We start from the raw sequence: 16,042 nt of genomic DNA on the forward strand, positions 1-16,042 counted from the left end.
CGGCGTCATCCACTGAAAGAAGAGAAAACGTGTTTCTTGCTATCCGCGATATCCGCTTTGCCAAGGGCAGGTTCGCCCTGATGGGCGGCGTCGTTGCCCTGATCACCCTGCTGCTCGTCATGCTCTCGGGGCTGACGGCCGGCCTGGGCGACCAGTCGACCTCGGCCATTGACAAACTCGGGACCGTCCACGCCAGCGGAGTTAAGTCCAGGGCGGTGGACAGCATCGTTTTCGGCGCCCCAGGCACCAACGAGCCCAAGGCCTCCTTCACCGAAAGCGAAGTCACCGCCGCACAGGTTGAGGGCTGGAAGAACCGGGCGGGCGTGCAGAACGCCGAAGCCCTGGGCATCAGCCAGACCCGCTTCCCGCACCGTCCCGTGTCAGTGCCGACACCGTCGTGATCGGCAAGACCGTCGCCAAGGCCCTTTCCCTGAACACCGGAGACAAAGCCAGCGTCGGAGGCACCGAACTGACCGTCAGCGCCGTGGTCGAGGACCAGTGGTACTCCCACACCAGCGTCGTCTGGACCGCGCTTCCCACCTGGTCCAAACTCGCCCACCTGAGCGACCCCGGACAGGTCGGAACCGTCGCCGCCATCACCTACAAGGACGGCGCCACCGTTGACGAAGCCGCCGCCAACACCGCAGCACACACCGTCAGCGCTTCACGCACCGGATCCTTCCAGGCCCTGGGTTCCTACAAGAGCGAGAACGGCTCCCTGACCCTGATGCAGGCCTTCCTCTACGGCATCTCCGCCCTGGTCATCGTGGCCTCAGCACGCCCATCTTCCAGCCACCCTCGCTCATCAGCGCCGGAGTATCAGCCACGACGGCGACGTTCAGACCGCCGACATCAATGCCGTTAATATCGCCCCTCTCGACGTGGAAGGCCAGCATGACGTTGCAGCGGTCTCTGTCACCGGGCGCGGTGCGGCCGGAGGTAGAACACGGGCAGACCATATCGCAGTTGCAGTTTTCGAAGTATGTGCCTTCAATTTGCCATGCCATCTGAGTTCCTTCCTAGGGTGGGCCCCCGGAACCCCACAGCCGCAAAGTACTCCCGACCTTGACAGTCGTCAATACCCCGCGCTGACGCGTAGAAACGGCTTATAAGCTCGGGGTGGACCGACGTTCCCGCCACGCCGCGGACCTAGTCGACCGACCTGCCCCGGGCCGGCCACCGCAGGGCAGGACGGTGCGGGGATCCCCCCGGAAACCCCCGCACGAGAGGGTCGCGTATCGTCTTTTGAGAGTGCCAGCCCAACCGGCACGCTCTTCTGGACTCCCACGACGAGGCGTACCATCCTGCCATGGGATCAACTCGGGTCATTCTCCTTCCGGGAAGCGTACTCCCCGCACAGCCCGCCTACGGCGCGCTCATCGAGGTGCTGGGAACTGGCGTGCAGGCCGTGGCCAAGGACCTCGAACTCTACGCCGACAACGGAAGCCGCCGGGCTGGAGCTTGGACACCGAGTCCGATGCCGTCCTGCGGGAGGCCGATGCCCGTGGCTGGGAGACCTTCCACCTGGTTGGCTATTCGGGCGGCGGCGCTGCTGCCTTGCCCTTGACCGCCAAGCACCCGGACCGCATTCTGAGCCTTACCCTGCTCGAAGCAGCCTGGGCCGGAAATTGGGATTGGAGCCCTGCCCACGCCGAACTCTGGAAGCAGTACGAGCTGCTTGAAGTACTGCCGCCCACGGAATTCATGAGCTCCTTCATGAGGCTCGGAGTCAAGCCCGACGTCGTCCCACCGCCACCCCCGCCAGGTCCCCCGCCGCCATGGATGTCAAAGCGGCCCGCCGGAATCAAGGCATTCCTGCAGAACTTCAAAACATATGATCTGGACCGCACACGGCTGGCTGGCTTCACTGCCCCGGTTCTCTTCGTCCTCGGCGGTCTCAGCAATCCTGACGACTACGGCGAAATTGCTGAACGCCTGGCCACGGTCTTCCCGGACTTCCGCCTCGAAGTGTTTGCGGAGCGACATCACTTCGATCCCCCGCACCGGATCGAGCCGGACCGCCTGGCGCGGCTGCTCCGTGAGCATTGGAACCAAGCCGAGCGGTGACGGATCCTTCACCGGACAGTCTCTCGACCTCAGTCTTTCTTCAGTTCCTCGGCGAGCATCACGAGGATTCCGCTGGGGCCGCGGAGGTACGTGAGTTTATAGACGTCGGCGTAGGTCGCCACACCGCGTAGCGGATGGCATCCGTGCTTTGCAGCTACCTCGAGGGCCTTATCGATGTCGTCTACCGAGAAGGCCACGCGGTGCATGCCAATGTCGTTGGGACGAGTTGGGTTCGACTCGATCGCTTCGGGATGGATGTATTCGAAGAGCTCGAGTCGACCATGACCATCTGGGGTCTGGAGCATCGCGATGTTGGCGTGGTTTCCATCAAGTCCAACGGCAGTATCGGTCCACTCGCCGCTGACCGTGTCACGGCCGATGAGTGTAAGACCGAGATCGGTGAAAAAGGTGATTGCTGCTTCGATGTCGCGAACAGTGATACCCACATTCTCAAATTTGATGGCCATGCGTTGAAAGCTACCAAGGCGGAGCGATTAGCTCCAGTGGCGAGGCGCCACTGTCTGTCCGTTGGCCGATTGAACTCGCCGTCGGTTCAGAGGACAGCCGAAGAGTGCATACGGCACCCTTCGCCGCACAGCCGAAATCGCGTCAAATACCCCGCCCGGCAGAACGCCCGTTGAAGCGGTGTCAGCGGCAGAAATGGCCGGCCTGACGAGGCAAGTGTGGCGTCTCAGTTCCTAGGTTCTATGGGGGTCCGATCGACCGTAGTGGACTGTGGCACAGGTTTGATCGCTTGCTTGGTGGGCGACGGGTTCTCTCCGTGTGTCGGTCAGGTGTTCGTCGAGCAAGCTGTCCATCTGGGCACCGAAATCAGCATCTCCGCGATCGCCCGCCGCGCCGGGGTGGACCGCAGCTTCCTCTGTCGCCACCGCGACCTGCACGCCGCGGTGCTCGTCAAAGCTGCCGAACCGACCACCACCAGGACCGGAGGACCGAGCGTCAGTCGGCCATCCCTCATTGCCGACCTGGCCAACGCTCATGACCTCATCACCCGTCTGTCTGGCGAAAACGCCCAACTCCGCTGGCGTCTGTCCGAGCATCTCGGTGAACAGGCATGGCGAGAGTCCGGCTCGGGGCCCCGACGATGTCGACCGTCTGCACCGCCGCGTCACCGAGCTGGGGACAACACACAGCAGAACAACGCCGCGCGACGACGAGCCGATACGCCACCCAGATGGGTTGGGGGACCGACAACGTCGAGGCCGAGGTCGAGGATCTGCGGGGCCGCGGCGTCGTCTTCGATGAGTACGACTTTCCGGGCCTGAAGACTGAGAACGGCATCGCGACGACCCCCGTGGGGAAGGCTGCCTGGTTCACAGATAGCGAGGGCAACATTCTCAACATCTTCCAGCGCCAGTAGCCGAACCACCCCGTGTCCATCGCATAGTTAAGGCAATCCACGCCGCGGCCCTGCCGTCCTCCGGTAAGGGGCCCGTGAGATTCACCGATATCACTGCCGGCGGTTGGTGAGAAGCCCGGGCCTTGGCGGACGTGGCGGAAGCGGACTTCGGATCACTGGCGTGCCGGGTTCCTGGGGTCAGGGTTTGGCGTAGTCGGCGAATCCCTGCCAGTCGATCACGACACAGGGTTCGTCGCCCAGTACCCAGGCGTCGTGCCCGGGCGCCATGGTGGCGAAGTCGCCCGGCCCATACTCCATTTCTTCGCCGTCGTTCATAACGACCTTCATTCGTCCGGAAACGAAATACCCCATGTGGGCGGCCTGGCAGCTCTCCGTTTGGGCGATCGGTTTTACGTGCTCGGACCAGCGCCATCCGGGCAGGAATGTGGCGCGGCCCACGGCGCCCTGCTCCAGATTGACGAGTTGAAGTTGGCCCGTACCGCCCTCGAAGGGACGCGTCTCCTCGGGCGAATCGAGGCTCTTACGAACTAAACCTGGCATCATGACCTCCTATGGTCGGTACTGGTTGTTGTTGTGGGTTAGGCTCCGGCAACTGCTCTCTGGTGGTGTTTACCTCCTCGGATGCGGGTGAATTTCAGCTAACGGTGCCGCTGCGAAGGGCCGCCAACGCACTGGGCTACAGTCATAAGATATTGAACCGATCGTCCCTTTTTGCCTAGAGCACACCGTCCCCGCATCAGCTGAGCCTGCGATTGACCGCGATACTTTTCCCGCACCTGTTTCACCTGAACAAGTCGCAGCGCCAGACCGCCCGACCTATACGCAGGTAATGCCCGATATCGGAGGCACGCCCTGGGTTCCAGCACTGCGTGGAACCTAGGGCGGGGGCGGTGCCGGCTTCAGGTGCCTTCCCCGGGCTGTATCGCGTCAAAGAACCGGTGTTCCGGCGGGGCCGGGGGTCCTTCCGCCTCGGCGTGGAGGAAGGCGAGGTCTTCCGAGGAGAGCGTTGCCTGGCCGTGCTGGTCACAGTCCGCGCTGGTGCCGGATTCCTGGCAGATCGTTTCGGCCATGGTGCGCGGCAGGATCAGGCATCCGGGGTTGTCGGTGAGCCATTGCCGGGTGGCGGGGCTGAGCCGGTCCCAGCGGTCCCTGATATTCATCTCCATTGATGATGCCTTCCTGAGCGAGCCCGGAGGAATGAGGCAATTCCCGGGCGGGTACGGGTGTGCGAGTGTGCTTAGGGTACGCCGTCTGGCCGGTGAAGGACAGGGCCGGCTTGGCGGGCTCCCTCCGGGTGTGAACACAGGCTTTCCGAAAGATCGGCACGGCTCACGTCCGCACCGCGCAGATCGGCTCCGGTGAGGTCTGCTGACCTTCCCGCCGCCCTGCCCCTTCGCCTGGCGGCGCGCTCTTGGCTGCCGCCGTCGCGGTAGAGCACACCGCTCCATTAGGCCAGTGGAGCAGGAGCTGGCCGCGTCGGCGGGGAGCTTACATCCGCGCGAATTTGGCCTTCACCATCAGGTAGAGCCCGTAACAGATCAGACCGGCGCCGACGGCGGTCAGCATGTAAACCCCGTACGGCTGCTCTCGCAGCGCCTTCAATCCGCCATCCAGGCCGGTGGACTCCTGAGGGCGGGCGTTGGCGGTGGCGATGATGAACAGCAAGCCCACCAGAAACAGTGCGACGCCCTCGGCCACGTAGCCAACCACTCCCAGCCCGGTCACGACGGACCGACCTGTGCCCGAGGGCGGCAGCCGCAGATCCTTCTTGAACGATCCTTTGACTCCGAGGACCACAAAGACAAGGCCGGCGGCGGCGATCCCGGCCCCGATGGCGATCAGCAGGACCGAACCCCCGGGCGCCTTCATGATCGAAAGCGTGAAATCGCTCGTGGACTGTCCGCTGTTCTTGCTGTTTCCGCTTGCGGAGGCAGCGAACGTCAGCGCCATGACGGCGAACACCACAGCCTTGCCGGCTGCGGAAAGCTTCTTCCCGACCTTCTTCCTGGCCTCCAGCTGACCGTAATCGAACACGGCGTTACTGGTTTGCCAGAGCGCCAGAGCCACGCAGGCGGCGAATCCGGCCCACAGCAGCAGCAGACCCTGCGGCTGGGCGGCGAGTTGGGCGACTGCACCGGCCTGATCCGCCTGTCCGGCCTTGCCTGTTGCCAACTGGATGGCGACGAACCCGATCAGCAGGTGCAACAGGCCGCTGACGGCAAAACCTGCCCTGGCGGCAATCACAAGAGCCCTAGAGTTCGATGCGTCCTCGACCGCGTTCGCGGCGTCCTTCAGCTCTCTCTTCATTTCCTATCCTTCGCGCAAGCGCAAACGCAGATATGGTGGTGCGTAACGCCTATTTTGTCACGGGAGTACACCCACAGGGAGGCCTGGTCGGAGCCAGCGAAGACAACATCCGCGGGAGCCTGTATAGACACTCCAATTCGTTCCGTTAGAGGGTCGATCACCGTGCTGAATCCCGCCGGATAACTCTGCGATTCACACCATAAGGAGTTCCAATATGATTCTCCCGAAGATCCGCGACCCTCACTTTATTACGATCCGCCGGGGTGGGACCCTCACTGATTCCGATCACCATCTCCTCGCTCTTTGGGCAGCCTTGTGCGCAGAGCACGTTCTCAATTTTTTCGAGTCAGCTCGGCCGGTGGACCTACGCCCGCGTCAGGCAATCGAGAGTGCCCGCGCGTGGGTGCGTGGCGAGGTCAAGATGATGGAGGCGCGCGCCGTAGGCGGGCATGCGATGGGTGCGGCCAGGGACCTGCGTGGGGCAGCGCGCTATGCCGCGTATGCGGCCGGCCAGGCCGGGGTCGTCGCGCATGTCGCCGCTCACGAGCTTGGGGCGGCCGCGTATGCGATCAAGGCCGCACGGGCGGCAGCTCCGGAAGGCGGGGACGTCGCCGCAGGGCAACTCGAGTGTCAATGGCAGCGCGACCAGCTCCCGGTGGCCATTCGAGAGCTGGTACTTGATGACCAGCGTTTGCGCAACGACATCTGCTGGTCGGTTTTCGACTCAAGTAAGCCCGCTGGCGAGACCTTCGAACATTCCGTTTGAGGTTCCGTATACGGAAGGCCAAAACCGCCATTTGAAGCTGCGATTTAGCCGCCTTTCCGGGTTATCAGTCACACGCGGAAACGAGGCGATCGTGATCCGGAAATTTTGGGTGGCGCTTGCGCCGGTGAAGGATTGGCCACGGGACTGCTTATCCAGTCCGCGCTGTGGTTGCGACATCCAGGGTCTGCTCTGGCCGGCGGTTGGCTTCGGCGAGCATTGCACGTTAGCGTCCCTGACATGAATGTTACTCATCCTCCGAAACTCAGGCCCGGCGATATGATCCGAATTGTCGCGCCCGCCCGCAGCCGGGCAATGGTGGCCGAACATGACCACAGCGCCCTGATCGAGCAACGGTTCGCTCAGATGGAACTGCGCATCTCGTACGGGTCCCACGTCGACGAACGCGACACCCTGGACTCCTCCCCAGTTGAGTCCAGGGTCTCTGACATCCACGCTGCTTTCGCAGACCCGGAGGTGGCAGGCATCCTCACCGTCATCGGTGGGTTCAACAGCAACGAACTCCTTCCCTACCTTGACTGGGACCTGATCGCGGCCAATCCGAAGATCCTCTGCGGCTACTCGGATATCACGGCCTTGCAGAACGCCATCCTCGCCCACACCGGACTGGTGACGTACTCCGGACCACACTGGTCCAGCTTTGGCATGAGGGACCATTTCGAACAAACTCGACAGTGGTTCATGGAAGCGCTACTGGACGGCCGGCCCATGGACTTGAAACCTTCCGAATCGTGGACCGACGACGACTGGTTCCTTGACCAGGACAACCGGCACCCTCTCGCCGGAGACGGATGGTGGGCGCTTCAGCCGGGCACTGCGTCCGGCCACGTCGTCGGCGGTAATCTATGCACGCTTAATCTGCTCCAGGGCACGCCCCACATGCCGATCCTCGACGGTGCGCTGCTCTTCCTTGAGGACGACTACGAAAGCCATCCGGCAACATTCGCCCGTGACCTGACATCCCTCCTGCAGGTGCCGGACGCCGCCGGTATCACGGGACTGGTCATTGGCCGCTTCCAGCAGGCAAGCCGGATGACCCGTGTCCTTCTGCGGCAAATCGTCAGGACCCAGCCGGCCCTCACCGGGCTTCCCGTCCTGGCCAATGCAGACTTTGGACACACACAGCCGCAGATTACGCTGCCCATTGGCGGCCGATCCGAGCTGACCGTCGGGGCAACCAACACACTCCGCATCACTACGGACTAACCAACACCAGGCGCAACAGAACGTCCGCCGAAGGTTCCCCTACGGGACCGGAGAACCGCCAACCCAAGCTGAGATTTATGACCAAACGAAGCCAGCAGGCATAACTACTGACAACCAGGATCACGGGACGGACCATTTCGGGCGGCTGCATGGGCTTGTTGGTCCACACTCCCCGGGCTAGTAGTACTTAGTTAGGTTGGAGCTCGCGGTTGGCAGTAGGGGCAGTAGCCGGTCCGGACGGCGACGAGGTGTTGGAGCTCGCGGAGGATGCCGTAGAGACTCAGGCTGCCCCAGGCGCTTTTGGGCGTGTCAGGCGCAGCGTGGTGATGAAGAGGTGGGCGGCGGTGACGAGGGTGGCGTGGTGGTGCCAGCCCAGCCAGGTGCGGCCTTCGAAGTGGTCGAGGCCGAGACCGGTCTTCAGTTCGCGGTAGTCGTGCTCGATGCGCCACCGGATTTTGGCGATCCGGACGAGTTCCTTCAGCGGTGTCGTCTCCGGCAAGGTGGAGAGCCAGTAGTCGGTGGGCGCGGGTGCGCCTTTGGGCCATTCGGCGAGCAGCCACTCGGCGGGGAGGGAACCGTCCTCGGCGCGGGGGATATCGCGGTTGGCTGCCCGGACCCGCAGTGCGATGAACCTGGAGGTCATCGACGCGGGTTTGTTGCTGGTGGTGGACTTGGTGCCGTGCCGCCAGGTGACCTGATGTAGCTTCCGGCGGCCGGCGTCCATGACGAGGTCTTTGAGTGACTTTGGGGCGTCCAGGTATCGGCGCTGGTTTGAGCGGGGGCCTTTGCCGGCGTACTCGGCCACGCCGATGGCTGCGTCTTGGAGGTGCGCGGTCGTCGAGTGCTTGACGGCGACCATGTAGGGGATCGTTCGTTCGCTGAGCCCGGACCGGAACGCGGTGATCTCGCCATAGCCGGCGTCCCCGACCATGATCGGGGGCCGGTACCCCCAGGCGCCGAGTTCGTCGATCATTTCCAGCGCCATCGCCCACTTCGTACGATGGCGTTGCATCTCGGGGATCTGCGCCTTGGCCCGGCGGGCGGCGATCATTTCGGCGTGGGCGTTCGTGTCTGCGGACGTGTCATCCCAGGCTTCCGGCACATAGAGCCGCCAGTCCAGCGGGCAGGACGCCTGGTCGGTGGCCGCGTGGATGCTGACGGCGATCTGGCAGTTGCCGATCTTGCCCAGGGTGCCCGAATACTGCCGGGCAACGCACGGCGAGGAGCCGCCGTCCTTCTTGAAACCGGTATCGTCAACCACCCACGCGTCGGGGCCGATCACCTCGACGGCCTTGCGCACCAGGACCCGGCGGACCGGCTCGAGCTTCCACGGCGAGGACGAGACGAACTGCTGCAGCTGCTGGTAATCGACCCCGAGCCGGCCGCCCATCGGCTGCATCGATTTCCGCCGCCCGTCCAGCATCAGACCGTGCAGATACAGGTTCCCCTTGTTCCGCTGATCCTTACGCGGAAGCGACGCGAACACATCCTGAACGAACGCTTCCAGTTCCGCTTTGGTCTCGGCAAGCTCATCCGGTTTCATGCCTCGAAAATTAACAGGATCGGTCAGGGATTAAAAGCCGCCACGCCGACCTAACTAAGTACTACTAGGTGCGTGCATGGGGAGCTTGCAGTGGGGTGGCAATCGTGTTGACAGCTGGTTCGCCGCAATTGCAGCCGTCGTCCTGTTGTCGTCGTGCACGGCGCCAGCACCGGTGCCGACAGACGCCCTGTCGCCGGCCACAGCGGACATCAATCCTGTCTTCTCGGGTTCCCGGATGCCATTAGACTGCGTCAACCCAATCCAGTCCGCCACCGCGATCGGCGACCTCACCGTTGGACCAGGGGCCTTGGACTAATCGAAGGCGGGAGGGCGGCTCCGACGCTTCCAACCCTCCTGACTCTCGCGCTTGTTCTGGGGCGACTGTCCGGGGAGCCGCTCAGGCTCGCAGATCTCCTCAGCTCCGCAGAAGTGCTTGACCGACCGTACGTAGACAGACCTGACCAGCCGGTCCTGCGATCCTGGGTGGAGCGAGCCCTCTCCGGATCCAGGGTTGAATTGACGGACGCGGACTATCAGCACGCGTACAAGCGCCCCGCCGCCCCCTGGGATGAGGACCTGGACCGCGCTGTCGCACAGCGCGGTAGCCGGCCTTTGACTGACGAAGATCGTCACGCCCACGTCGGCGCCCTCTGGGAAGCCACGATCGAGCCGCCCGCGCCCGCTGAATACCGCAGTCCTCGACGGCCGGGAGTCAGCCTCGCGGAGTCCCGCGCCGCGAAGAAGCTGAGCATCCGACCTCTCGAACTTCAGCAGCGATCAATCCAACTCTGGGGGCGTTCGCTCGAGGCGGAGGCGCGCAGCAGGGCGGGCGCTGACAGCACGCCGCAGGCCCGCGGCCGTGTCACTCGCGTGCTCGTTGACGAGCTCCGAGAGTCCGTGAAGGAGGAACGCTGATGGCTCGACCGAGAATGGGAATTGGAACCTACGGCATTATTAACGCGACCGAAGTTCAGCCTGGAAAGTGGCGGGCGCGCACGCGTTACCGTTTCGCCGACGGGAAGGCTCGTCAGGTAGAAAAATACGCACCGAGCAGGGCAAAGGCGCTCTCTGCACTCAAGCAGGCGCTCACGACTGTCGAAGCGGATCGGGGCGGTGAGCTGAAGCCGACCACGTCCTTGCGTGTCCTCGCGCAGATGTTCTTGGATGCCAAGCGCGATGTAGGGCGGTCCGAGGGCACGTTGGAGACCTACGGCTACGCTGTCACCGCTCACATCACACCAAAGATGGGCGACCTCACCGCGGCCGAGGCCAAGCCGGAACGCCTGCAGCCCTTCCTCAACCGCGTCGAGAAGGACAGCGGGGCCGGTGCCGCCAAGAACTGCCGCTCAACACTGAGCGGCATGATGGCGTTGGCCGTGGTCAATGGCGCGATCGAAAAGAAACCCGTGCGTGAGCTGGACCGAATTTCTCGTCCCAAGGGGAAGAGACGTGGCAGCGCAGCAATCCCGATCGACGAGCTGCCCACATTTCTCGCCAAGGCCCGCGCCGACGCGGATCTGAACAAGTGGGATACCGTCGAACTGATCGAATTCATGCTTTCGTCGGGCTGGCGTATGGCGGAGGCCTGTGCCCTCGACATCGCCTCGGTTGATTTTACGATCGGCACTGCAACTGTCGAGGCCATTAACGTCCGGGTAAGGGGCAAGGGCGTTGTGCGGCAGGCGTTCCCCAAGACCGAGAAGTCCGCAGGCATCAGTCCGCTGCCAGTGAAGACGGTGGACCTGCTCCGCCGCCGTCACGAGCGACTGAAGGAGTTCACCACGCTGCTGTTCCCGACGCCGCTGATGCGCCTGCGTGACCCGTCGAACACACAGCGCGAGATCCGGGATCGGCGCTGCGTACTCGGCTATCCCGAGCTGTCCACGCACTCGTTTCGCAAGACAGTGGCGACGATCCTCGACAGGGAGGGGCTGCCGGCTACTGAGATCGCTGACTACCTTGGTCACGAGAATCCGTCGATGACCCAGGATGTCTACATGAATACCCTCAAGGGATCGACGCGGGCTGCCGAGGTCATGGGCAGCGGCTCGACGGCCTGATCTGAATGTGCGGGGTTTGTGCGGGGTGGCTGACGGTTAGAAACTAAAAACCCCCGGCTGACCGGGGGTTTGGTGGCTCCGACCGGCGTCGATCCGGTGACCTTTCGATTTTCAGTCGAACGCTCTACCAACTGAGCTACAGAGCCTAGGTGACATGTCACCATGACAGCCGGAATCTCTTCCGGCAATCAGAGCGACCCTGACGGGACTTGAACCCGCGACCTCCGCCGTGACAGGGCGGCGCGCTAACCAACTGCGCTACAGGGCCTTGCTATTTTCTTGCTTCTCTGCAGTATCGCTACCGCAATTTTTCAAGGCCTTTAGCCTACCAGACTTTCACCCCCGGTTTGACCAGTTCCTTGCGTACCCCCAACGGGATTCGAACCCGTGCCGCCGCCGTGAAAGGGCGGTGTCCTAGGCCGCTAGACGATGGGGGCCAGAACGCCATCCGGCTAAACACGCGAAAAACAAGGGCAAAAATTAAGGGCCGAAGCCTTTCGTTTTTGTCCTTTCGGGTTCCTCCGAACTGGACTATAAAACTATAAGGGCAGACCCCCGGATTATCCAAAATCGGCCGGGCACCCACAAAAGCCGCCGCAGCACGCCCGGCACCCGGCGGGGCTCAGGCGACGAGCATCACCGCGAGGGTGATCATGACCACGGCAATGCCGGCGTCGAGCACGCGCCACGCGTTCCGGCGCTCGAACAGCGGCGCGAGGAACCGCGCGCCGGCCCCGAGCGCAGCGAACCAGGCGATGCTGCCCAGGCCGGCCCCGGCGGCAAACCACCAGCGTCCTTCCGTGCCGTGAGTGCCGGCCAGGGATCCCAGCAGCAAAACCGTGTCCAGGTAGACGTGCGGGTTCAGCCAGGTCAGGGACAGGCAGGTGCCCAGGGCCGCCAGCCGCGTGCCGCCGTGGCGGGCTCCGGGCTGGGCCGGCTCTGCGCCGCGGATGGCACGCGAGGCAGCGAGTGCGCCGTAGACCAGGAGAAAGGCGGCACCTGCCCAGCGCACGACGACGAGGACCGCGGGCGCCCGCTCAATGACGACGCCGATGCCGGCCACACCCAGCACGATCAGCACGAGGTCCGACACTGCACACACGGCGACAACCAGGACGACATGGGAACGCAGGATGCCCTGGCGGAGCACGAAGGCATTCTGGGCACCGATGGCGACAATAAGGGACAGCCCACTTGCCAGGCCGGAAAACGCGGAGAGGATCACCAGCCCAACGCTAGGCGCGGGACTGCCATGAAACCAGTTAATCTTTCTGCTTCAACATAAGATCAGCTAATGATAGACATTCACCCCGAGCAGGCCCGGACGCTGGCGGCCATCGTCGCCCATGGAAGCTTCGACGCGGCGGCCAGCCACTTGTCGGTCACCGCCTCGGCCGTCAGCCAACGCGTCCGTGCCCTCGAGGTAGCCGTCGGCCGCCCGGTACTGCGAAGAACGCGTCCCGTCGAACTCACCCCCTCGGGGCAAGCCGTGGTGCGCTTCGCCCGGCAGCTGGACATGCTCTCCGCCGATCTGGCCGAGGAACTCCAGCCCGGCGTCCCTCACTCCGGAATCCGGCTCACCCTGGTGATCAACAGCGATTCGCTGCACACCTGGGCGCTGGCCGGCCTCGCCGCGGTGGCCGGCGCGGTCCAGCTCGAAATCCTGCGTGAGGACCAGGACTATTCGCTGGAGCTCCTCCGCAGCGGTGCCGCCGCCGCAGCCATCACCACCACGGCCAAAGCCGCCCCCGGCTGCTCGTCCCGCCGGCTGGGCGTGATGCGCTACCTGCCGGTCTGCAGCCCGGACTTCGCCCGGCTATGGTTCGACGCCGACGTGACGGCGGAAACGCTCGCCAAGGCCCCGGTCATCCACTTCGACCGCAAGGACGATCTGCAGGACCGCTACCTGCGCAGATTCAGCCGGAAACTCCTCCAGCCGCCGCGGCACTACGTCCCCGCCGCCCACGAATTCGGCGAAGCCATCCGGCTGGGAATGGGCTGGGGTCTGCTCCCCGAGATCGAAGCAACGGAAGACCTGGAACACGGGCGGCTGACTGCCCTGGCCCCCTCGAGCTACCTCGATGTGCCGCTTCACTGGCAGCAGTGGCGGTATGGATCGGCGGCACTCGATGAGGTGGCCTCGGCGATCCAGGACGCGGCGCGGGTGCTCCGGTGACGCCGATGGCCCGTTGACTGGCAGGAACTCGACTAGAAGTGACCGATTTCCGCCAGCCGCCCGGGCGCCGCACGGACTAGATTGGCAGCATGGCAACAACCGCCGAGACAGGCTCCCCCACCCCGGACAGCACCCACCGGGAAAAGACGCAGCCGGACAGCACCCACGAAGTGCCGCCGCATGCTCCCACCCCCGCATCCCCGAAACCGCCGCTCCCGCCCGGCCGGATCAGCAGGCTCGGCATCGCCGCCGTCGTGGTCACCGTGGTGCTCTGGGCGTCCGCCTTCGTAGGCATCCGCGCCGTGGGCCCCAGCTTCTCCCCCGGCCCCCTGACGCTCGGACGGCTGGCGGTTGCCGCCGTCGTGCTGGGGCTCGTGGTACTGCCAAAGCTCCGAAAAAAGAGCATGCTGCCCCAGGGCCGCGAGTGGTGGCCGATCCTGGCCTACGGCGTCATGTGGTTCGGCGGCTACAACGTCGCCCTGAACGCCGCGGAACACCTGCTCGACGCCGGGACCGCCGCCCTGCTGATCAACGTCAATCCGATCCTCGTCGCGGTCATGGCCGGGCTGATCCTGAAGGAGGGGTTCCCGCGCTGGCTGATCGTCGGCAGCCTGGTGGCGTTCGGCGGGGTCGCCGTGATCGCGCTCGGTTCGGGGCAGCGCTCGACGGCGGACGTCGCCGGGGTGCTGCTGTGCCTGCTCGCCGCCGCCCTCGCTGCCGTCAGCGTGATCGTGCAGAAGCCGGTGCTGCGGAAATTCCCCGCAGCCCAGGCAACCTGGTTCGGCATCATGGTGGGCGCCGTCTGCTGCCTGCCCTTCAGCGGCCAGCTTCTCACCGAACTTCAGGCCGCACCGCTGCCGGCCACGCTCGGACTCGTGTACCTGGGCGTCTTCCCCACCGCCATCGCCTTCACCACCTGGGCGTATGCCCTCTCGCTGATCGACGCCGGACGGCTTGCGGCCACCACGTATCTGGTGCCGGGCACCACCATCCTGATCTCCTGGCTCGTGCTGGGCGAAATTCCCACCATCTGGGGCCTGGTCGGCGGCGTCATCTGCCTCGTCGGCGTCGGACTGACCCGGCGCGGGTCCCGCTAGGTTCAGCGCTACAGTTCAGCTATGCCCCCTTCGCTGCCGCCCGGCCTGCCCATCGTCCCGGATGACCCGGACGGCGACAACGACGGCGGTTCAATGCCGTTCCCGATGTCGGAATCCGAGTTCGAAGCCGCGGTGAGCGACGCCCTGGACGGGATCCCGCCGGAGCTGGCGAAGACCATGAACAATGTGGTGATCTTCATCGAGGACGACTACACGCCGCAGCCGGGTGAGGACCCGGACACGGTGCTGCTGGGCCTCTACGAGGGCGTGCCGCTGACCGAACGGGACTCCTGGTGGGACGCCGGCTCGCTGCCGGACCGCATCACGATCTACCGCCAGCCCATCCTGGACATCTGCGCCTCCCGCGAGGACGTGATCGAGGAGGTCACCGTCACGGTGGTGCACGAGATTGCGCACCACTTCGGCATCAGCGACGACCGCCTGCACGAGCTCGGCTGGGGATAGCCTAGTAGGCATGGGACACGACCACAGCCACTCACACGGCATCACAGCGACCGGGAAGCACCGGCAGCGCCTGGTCGCCGTCCTCGGCATCACCCTCGCCGTCGTGCTGGTCCAGATCGTCGGGGCCGTGGTGTCGGGTTCGCTCGCGCTGCTGGCCGACGCCGGGCACATGCTGTCCGACGCCGCCGGCGTCTTCATCGCCCTGCTGGCCGCCTGGATCGCCACCCGTCCGGCGAGCGACCAGCGCACCTACGGCTACCAGCGCGCCGAAGTCCTCGCGGCGCTGGCCAACGCGCTGGTCCTGATCGTCATCGCGGTGGTCATCTTCACCGAGGCCATCCGGCGGCTCGGCTCGGCTCCCGAAGTGCAGACCGACGTCATGCTGGCCGCCGCCGTCCTTGGCGCCGTCGCCAACCTGGTCTCGCTGCTGATCCTCCGCGGCGCCCAGAAGGAAAGCCTCAACGTCCGCGGCGCCTACCTCGAGGTGCTGGGCGACCTGCTCGGGTCCTTTGCCGTGATCGCCGCCGCAATTGTCATCATGGTCACCGGGTACGAGGCGGCGGACACCATCGCCTCGATTGTCATTGCCTTCATGATCCTTCCCCGGGCCTGGCACCTGCTGCGCGACGTCGTGGACGTGCTCCTCGAAGCCACCCCCAAGGGCGTGGACGTGCAGCTCATCCGGGAACACATCCTGGCCGTGGAAGGGGTAATGTCCGTCCACGACATCCACATCTGGACCATCACCTCCGGAGTGCCGGTGTTTTCCGCCCATGTGGTGGTGGCGGACGCAGCCCTGGGCGCCCGCGGCGCCGACCGCGTGCTGGACAAACTCGTCACCTGTCTGGGCTCACACTTCGACACCGAACACTGCACGTTCCAGCTGGAACCCGCGACCCACGCGGAGCACGAGGCCCGCCAGCACGCCTGAGCCCGGCGGCGGCAGCCCCGCACCT

Annotated in this window: 17 protein-coding genes, 3 tRNA genes and 2 pseudogenes; 11 read left to right on the forward strand and 11 right to left on the reverse strand. The window is 64.7% G+C overall.

Annotation, left to right across the window (positions count from 1 at the left end):
- Positions 1-29: 29 nt before the first annotated feature.
- A pseudogene (locus ACVWZ8_RS05705) lies at positions 30-772 on the forward strand (ABC transporter permease); the annotation flags it as partial.
- Here ACVWZ8_RS05705 and ACVWZ8_RS05710 read toward each other — a convergent pair.
- Positions 762-1,007: a DUF1326 domain-containing protein gene (locus ACVWZ8_RS05710; RefSeq protein WP_456504069.1), complete on the reverse strand. Its 246-nt coding sequence runs from the start codon at positions 1,005-1,007 to the stop codon at positions 762-764. The pseudogene ACVWZ8_RS05705 and the gene ACVWZ8_RS05710 overlap by 11 nt on opposite strands.
- A 454-nt stretch (positions 1,008-1,461) precedes the next feature.
- Here ACVWZ8_RS05710 and ACVWZ8_RS05715 point away from each other — a divergent pair, with 454 nt between their 5' ends.
- Positions 1,462-2,067, forward strand: coding sequence for an alpha/beta fold hydrolase (locus ACVWZ8_RS05715; RefSeq protein ID WP_456504070.1), 606 nt, complete (start codon positions 1,462-1,464; stop codon positions 2,065-2,067).
- A 29-nt stretch (positions 2,068-2,096) separates the two neighbouring features.
- Here the strand turns inward: ACVWZ8_RS05715 and ACVWZ8_RS05720 are convergent, their stop codons facing one another.
- A complete protein-coding gene (locus ACVWZ8_RS05720) occupies positions 2,097-2,534 on the reverse strand; it encodes a VOC family protein (RefSeq protein ID WP_456504071.1) in 438 nt (145 codons plus the stop codon).
- A 722-nt stretch (positions 2,535-3,256) separates the two neighbouring features.
- Between ACVWZ8_RS05720 and ACVWZ8_RS05725 the strand changes: the two are divergent.
- Positions 3,257-3,448: pseudogene (locus ACVWZ8_RS05725) on the forward strand (VOC family protein); the annotation flags it as partial.
- A 177-nt stretch (positions 3,449-3,625) separates the two neighbouring features.
- Here ACVWZ8_RS05725 and ACVWZ8_RS05730 read toward each other — a convergent pair.
- The 4 genes from ACVWZ8_RS05730 to ACVWZ8_RS05745 all read right to left on the reverse strand — a co-directional run bounded on the left by ACVWZ8_RS05730 (position 3,626) and on the right by ACVWZ8_RS05745 (position 5,755).
- A complete protein-coding gene (locus tag ACVWZ8_RS05730; RefSeq protein ID WP_456504072.1) occupies positions 3,626-3,988 on the reverse strand; it encodes a cupin domain-containing protein in 363 nt (120 codons plus the stop codon).
- A gap of 359 nt (positions 3,989-4,347) precedes the next feature.
- The gene (locus ACVWZ8_RS05735; protein ID WP_456504073.1) at positions 4,348-4,614 is read right to left on the reverse strand and encodes a hypothetical protein; all 267 of its coding nucleotides are present in this window, start codon (positions 4,612-4,614) and stop codon (positions 4,348-4,350) included.
- A 71-nt stretch (positions 4,615-4,685) separates the two neighbouring features.
- Positions 4,686-4,886: a pentapeptide repeat-containing protein gene (locus ACVWZ8_RS05740; protein ID WP_456504074.1), complete on the reverse strand. Its 201-nt coding sequence runs from the start codon at positions 4,884-4,886 to the stop codon at positions 4,686-4,688.
- Positions 4,887-4,936: 50 nt separating this feature from the next.
- The gene (locus ACVWZ8_RS05745) at positions 4,937-5,755 is read right to left on the reverse strand and encodes a DUF1206 domain-containing protein (protein WP_456504075.1); all 819 of its coding nucleotides are present in this window, start codon (positions 5,753-5,755) and stop codon (positions 4,937-4,939) included.
- 214 nt (positions 5,756-5,969) lie between these two features.
- Between ACVWZ8_RS05745 and ACVWZ8_RS05750 the strand changes: the two genes are divergently transcribed.
- Positions 5,970-6,521: a putative immunity protein gene (locus ACVWZ8_RS05750; protein ID WP_456504076.1), complete on the forward strand. Its 552-nt coding sequence runs from the start codon at positions 5,970-5,972 to the stop codon at positions 6,519-6,521.
- A 276-nt stretch (positions 6,522-6,797) separates the two neighbouring features.
- Positions 6,798-7,745, forward strand: coding sequence for a S66 family peptidase (locus ACVWZ8_RS05755; protein WP_456504077.1), 948 nt, complete (start codon positions 6,798-6,800; stop codon positions 7,743-7,745).
- Between the two features lie 280 nt (positions 7,746-8,025).
- Here ACVWZ8_RS05755 and ACVWZ8_RS05760 read toward each other — a convergent pair whose 3' ends face one another.
- Positions 8,026-9,288: an IS701 family transposase gene (locus ACVWZ8_RS05760; protein ID WP_456504078.1), complete on the reverse strand. Its 1,263-nt coding sequence runs from the start codon at positions 9,286-9,288 to the stop codon at positions 8,026-8,028.
- A gap of 612 nt (positions 9,289-9,900) precedes the next feature.
- Between ACVWZ8_RS05760 and ACVWZ8_RS05765 the strand changes: the two genes are divergently transcribed.
- On the forward strand, positions 9,901-10,203 hold the full coding sequence (locus ACVWZ8_RS05765; protein ID WP_456504079.1) for a hypothetical protein: 303 nt from the start codon (positions 9,901-9,903) through the stop codon (positions 10,201-10,203).
- Positions 10,204-10,217: 14 nt separating this feature from the next.
- Positions 10,218-11,348 carry a site-specific integrase gene (locus ACVWZ8_RS05770; RefSeq protein ID WP_456504080.1) on the forward strand — a complete coding sequence of 377 codons (1,131 nt, stop codon included), beginning with the start codon at positions 10,218-10,220 and terminating at the stop codon, positions 11,346-11,348.
- 70 nt (positions 11,349-11,418) lie between these two features.
- Here ACVWZ8_RS05770 and ACVWZ8_RS05775 read toward each other — a convergent pair.
- From ACVWZ8_RS05775 to ACVWZ8_RS05790, 4 genes are all read right to left on the reverse strand, one after another.
- Positions 11,419-11,494: transfer RNA gene (locus ACVWZ8_RS05775), tRNA-Phe, on the reverse strand.
- A gap of 48 nt (positions 11,495-11,542) precedes the next feature.
- Positions 11,543-11,616, reverse strand: a tRNA-Asp gene (locus ACVWZ8_RS05780).
- 96 nt (positions 11,617-11,712) lie between these two features.
- Positions 11,713-11,785, reverse strand: a tRNA-Glu gene (locus ACVWZ8_RS05785).
- A gap of 185 nt (positions 11,786-11,970) precedes the next feature.
- Positions 11,971-12,573, reverse strand: a complete 603-nt coding sequence (locus ACVWZ8_RS05790) for a LysE/ArgO family amino acid transporter (protein ID WP_426975813.1) — start codon at positions 12,571-12,573, stop codon at positions 11,971-11,973.
- A 69-nt stretch (positions 12,574-12,642) separates the two neighbouring features.
- Here ACVWZ8_RS05790 and ACVWZ8_RS05795 point away from each other — a divergent pair, with 69 nt between their 5' ends.
- From ACVWZ8_RS05795 to ACVWZ8_RS05810, 4 genes are all read left to right on the forward strand, one after another.
- Complete coding sequence (locus ACVWZ8_RS05795; RefSeq protein WP_456504081.1) at positions 12,643-13,524, forward strand: ArgP/LysG family DNA-binding transcriptional regulator; 882 nt, start codon at positions 12,643-12,645, stop codon at positions 13,522-13,524.
- Between the two features lie 89 nt (positions 13,525-13,613).
- Positions 13,614-14,621 (forward strand): DMT family transporter, encoded by a 1,008-nt coding sequence (locus ACVWZ8_RS05800; protein WP_456504082.1) that lies wholly within the window; start codon positions 13,614-13,616, stop codon positions 14,619-14,621.
- 21 nt (positions 14,622-14,642) lie between these two features.
- On the forward strand, positions 14,643-15,086 hold the full coding sequence (locus tag ACVWZ8_RS05805; RefSeq protein WP_456504083.1) for a metallopeptidase family protein: 444 nt from the start codon (positions 14,643-14,645) through the stop codon (positions 15,084-15,086).
- 10 nt (positions 15,087-15,096) lie between these two features.
- Complete coding sequence (locus ACVWZ8_RS05810; RefSeq protein WP_426975809.1) at positions 15,097-16,017, forward strand: cation diffusion facilitator family transporter; 921 nt, start codon at positions 15,097-15,099, stop codon at positions 16,015-16,017.
- Positions 16,018-16,042: the final 25 nt, after the last annotated feature.

The organism is Arthrobacter sp. UYCu723 (genome assembly GCF_054059215.1).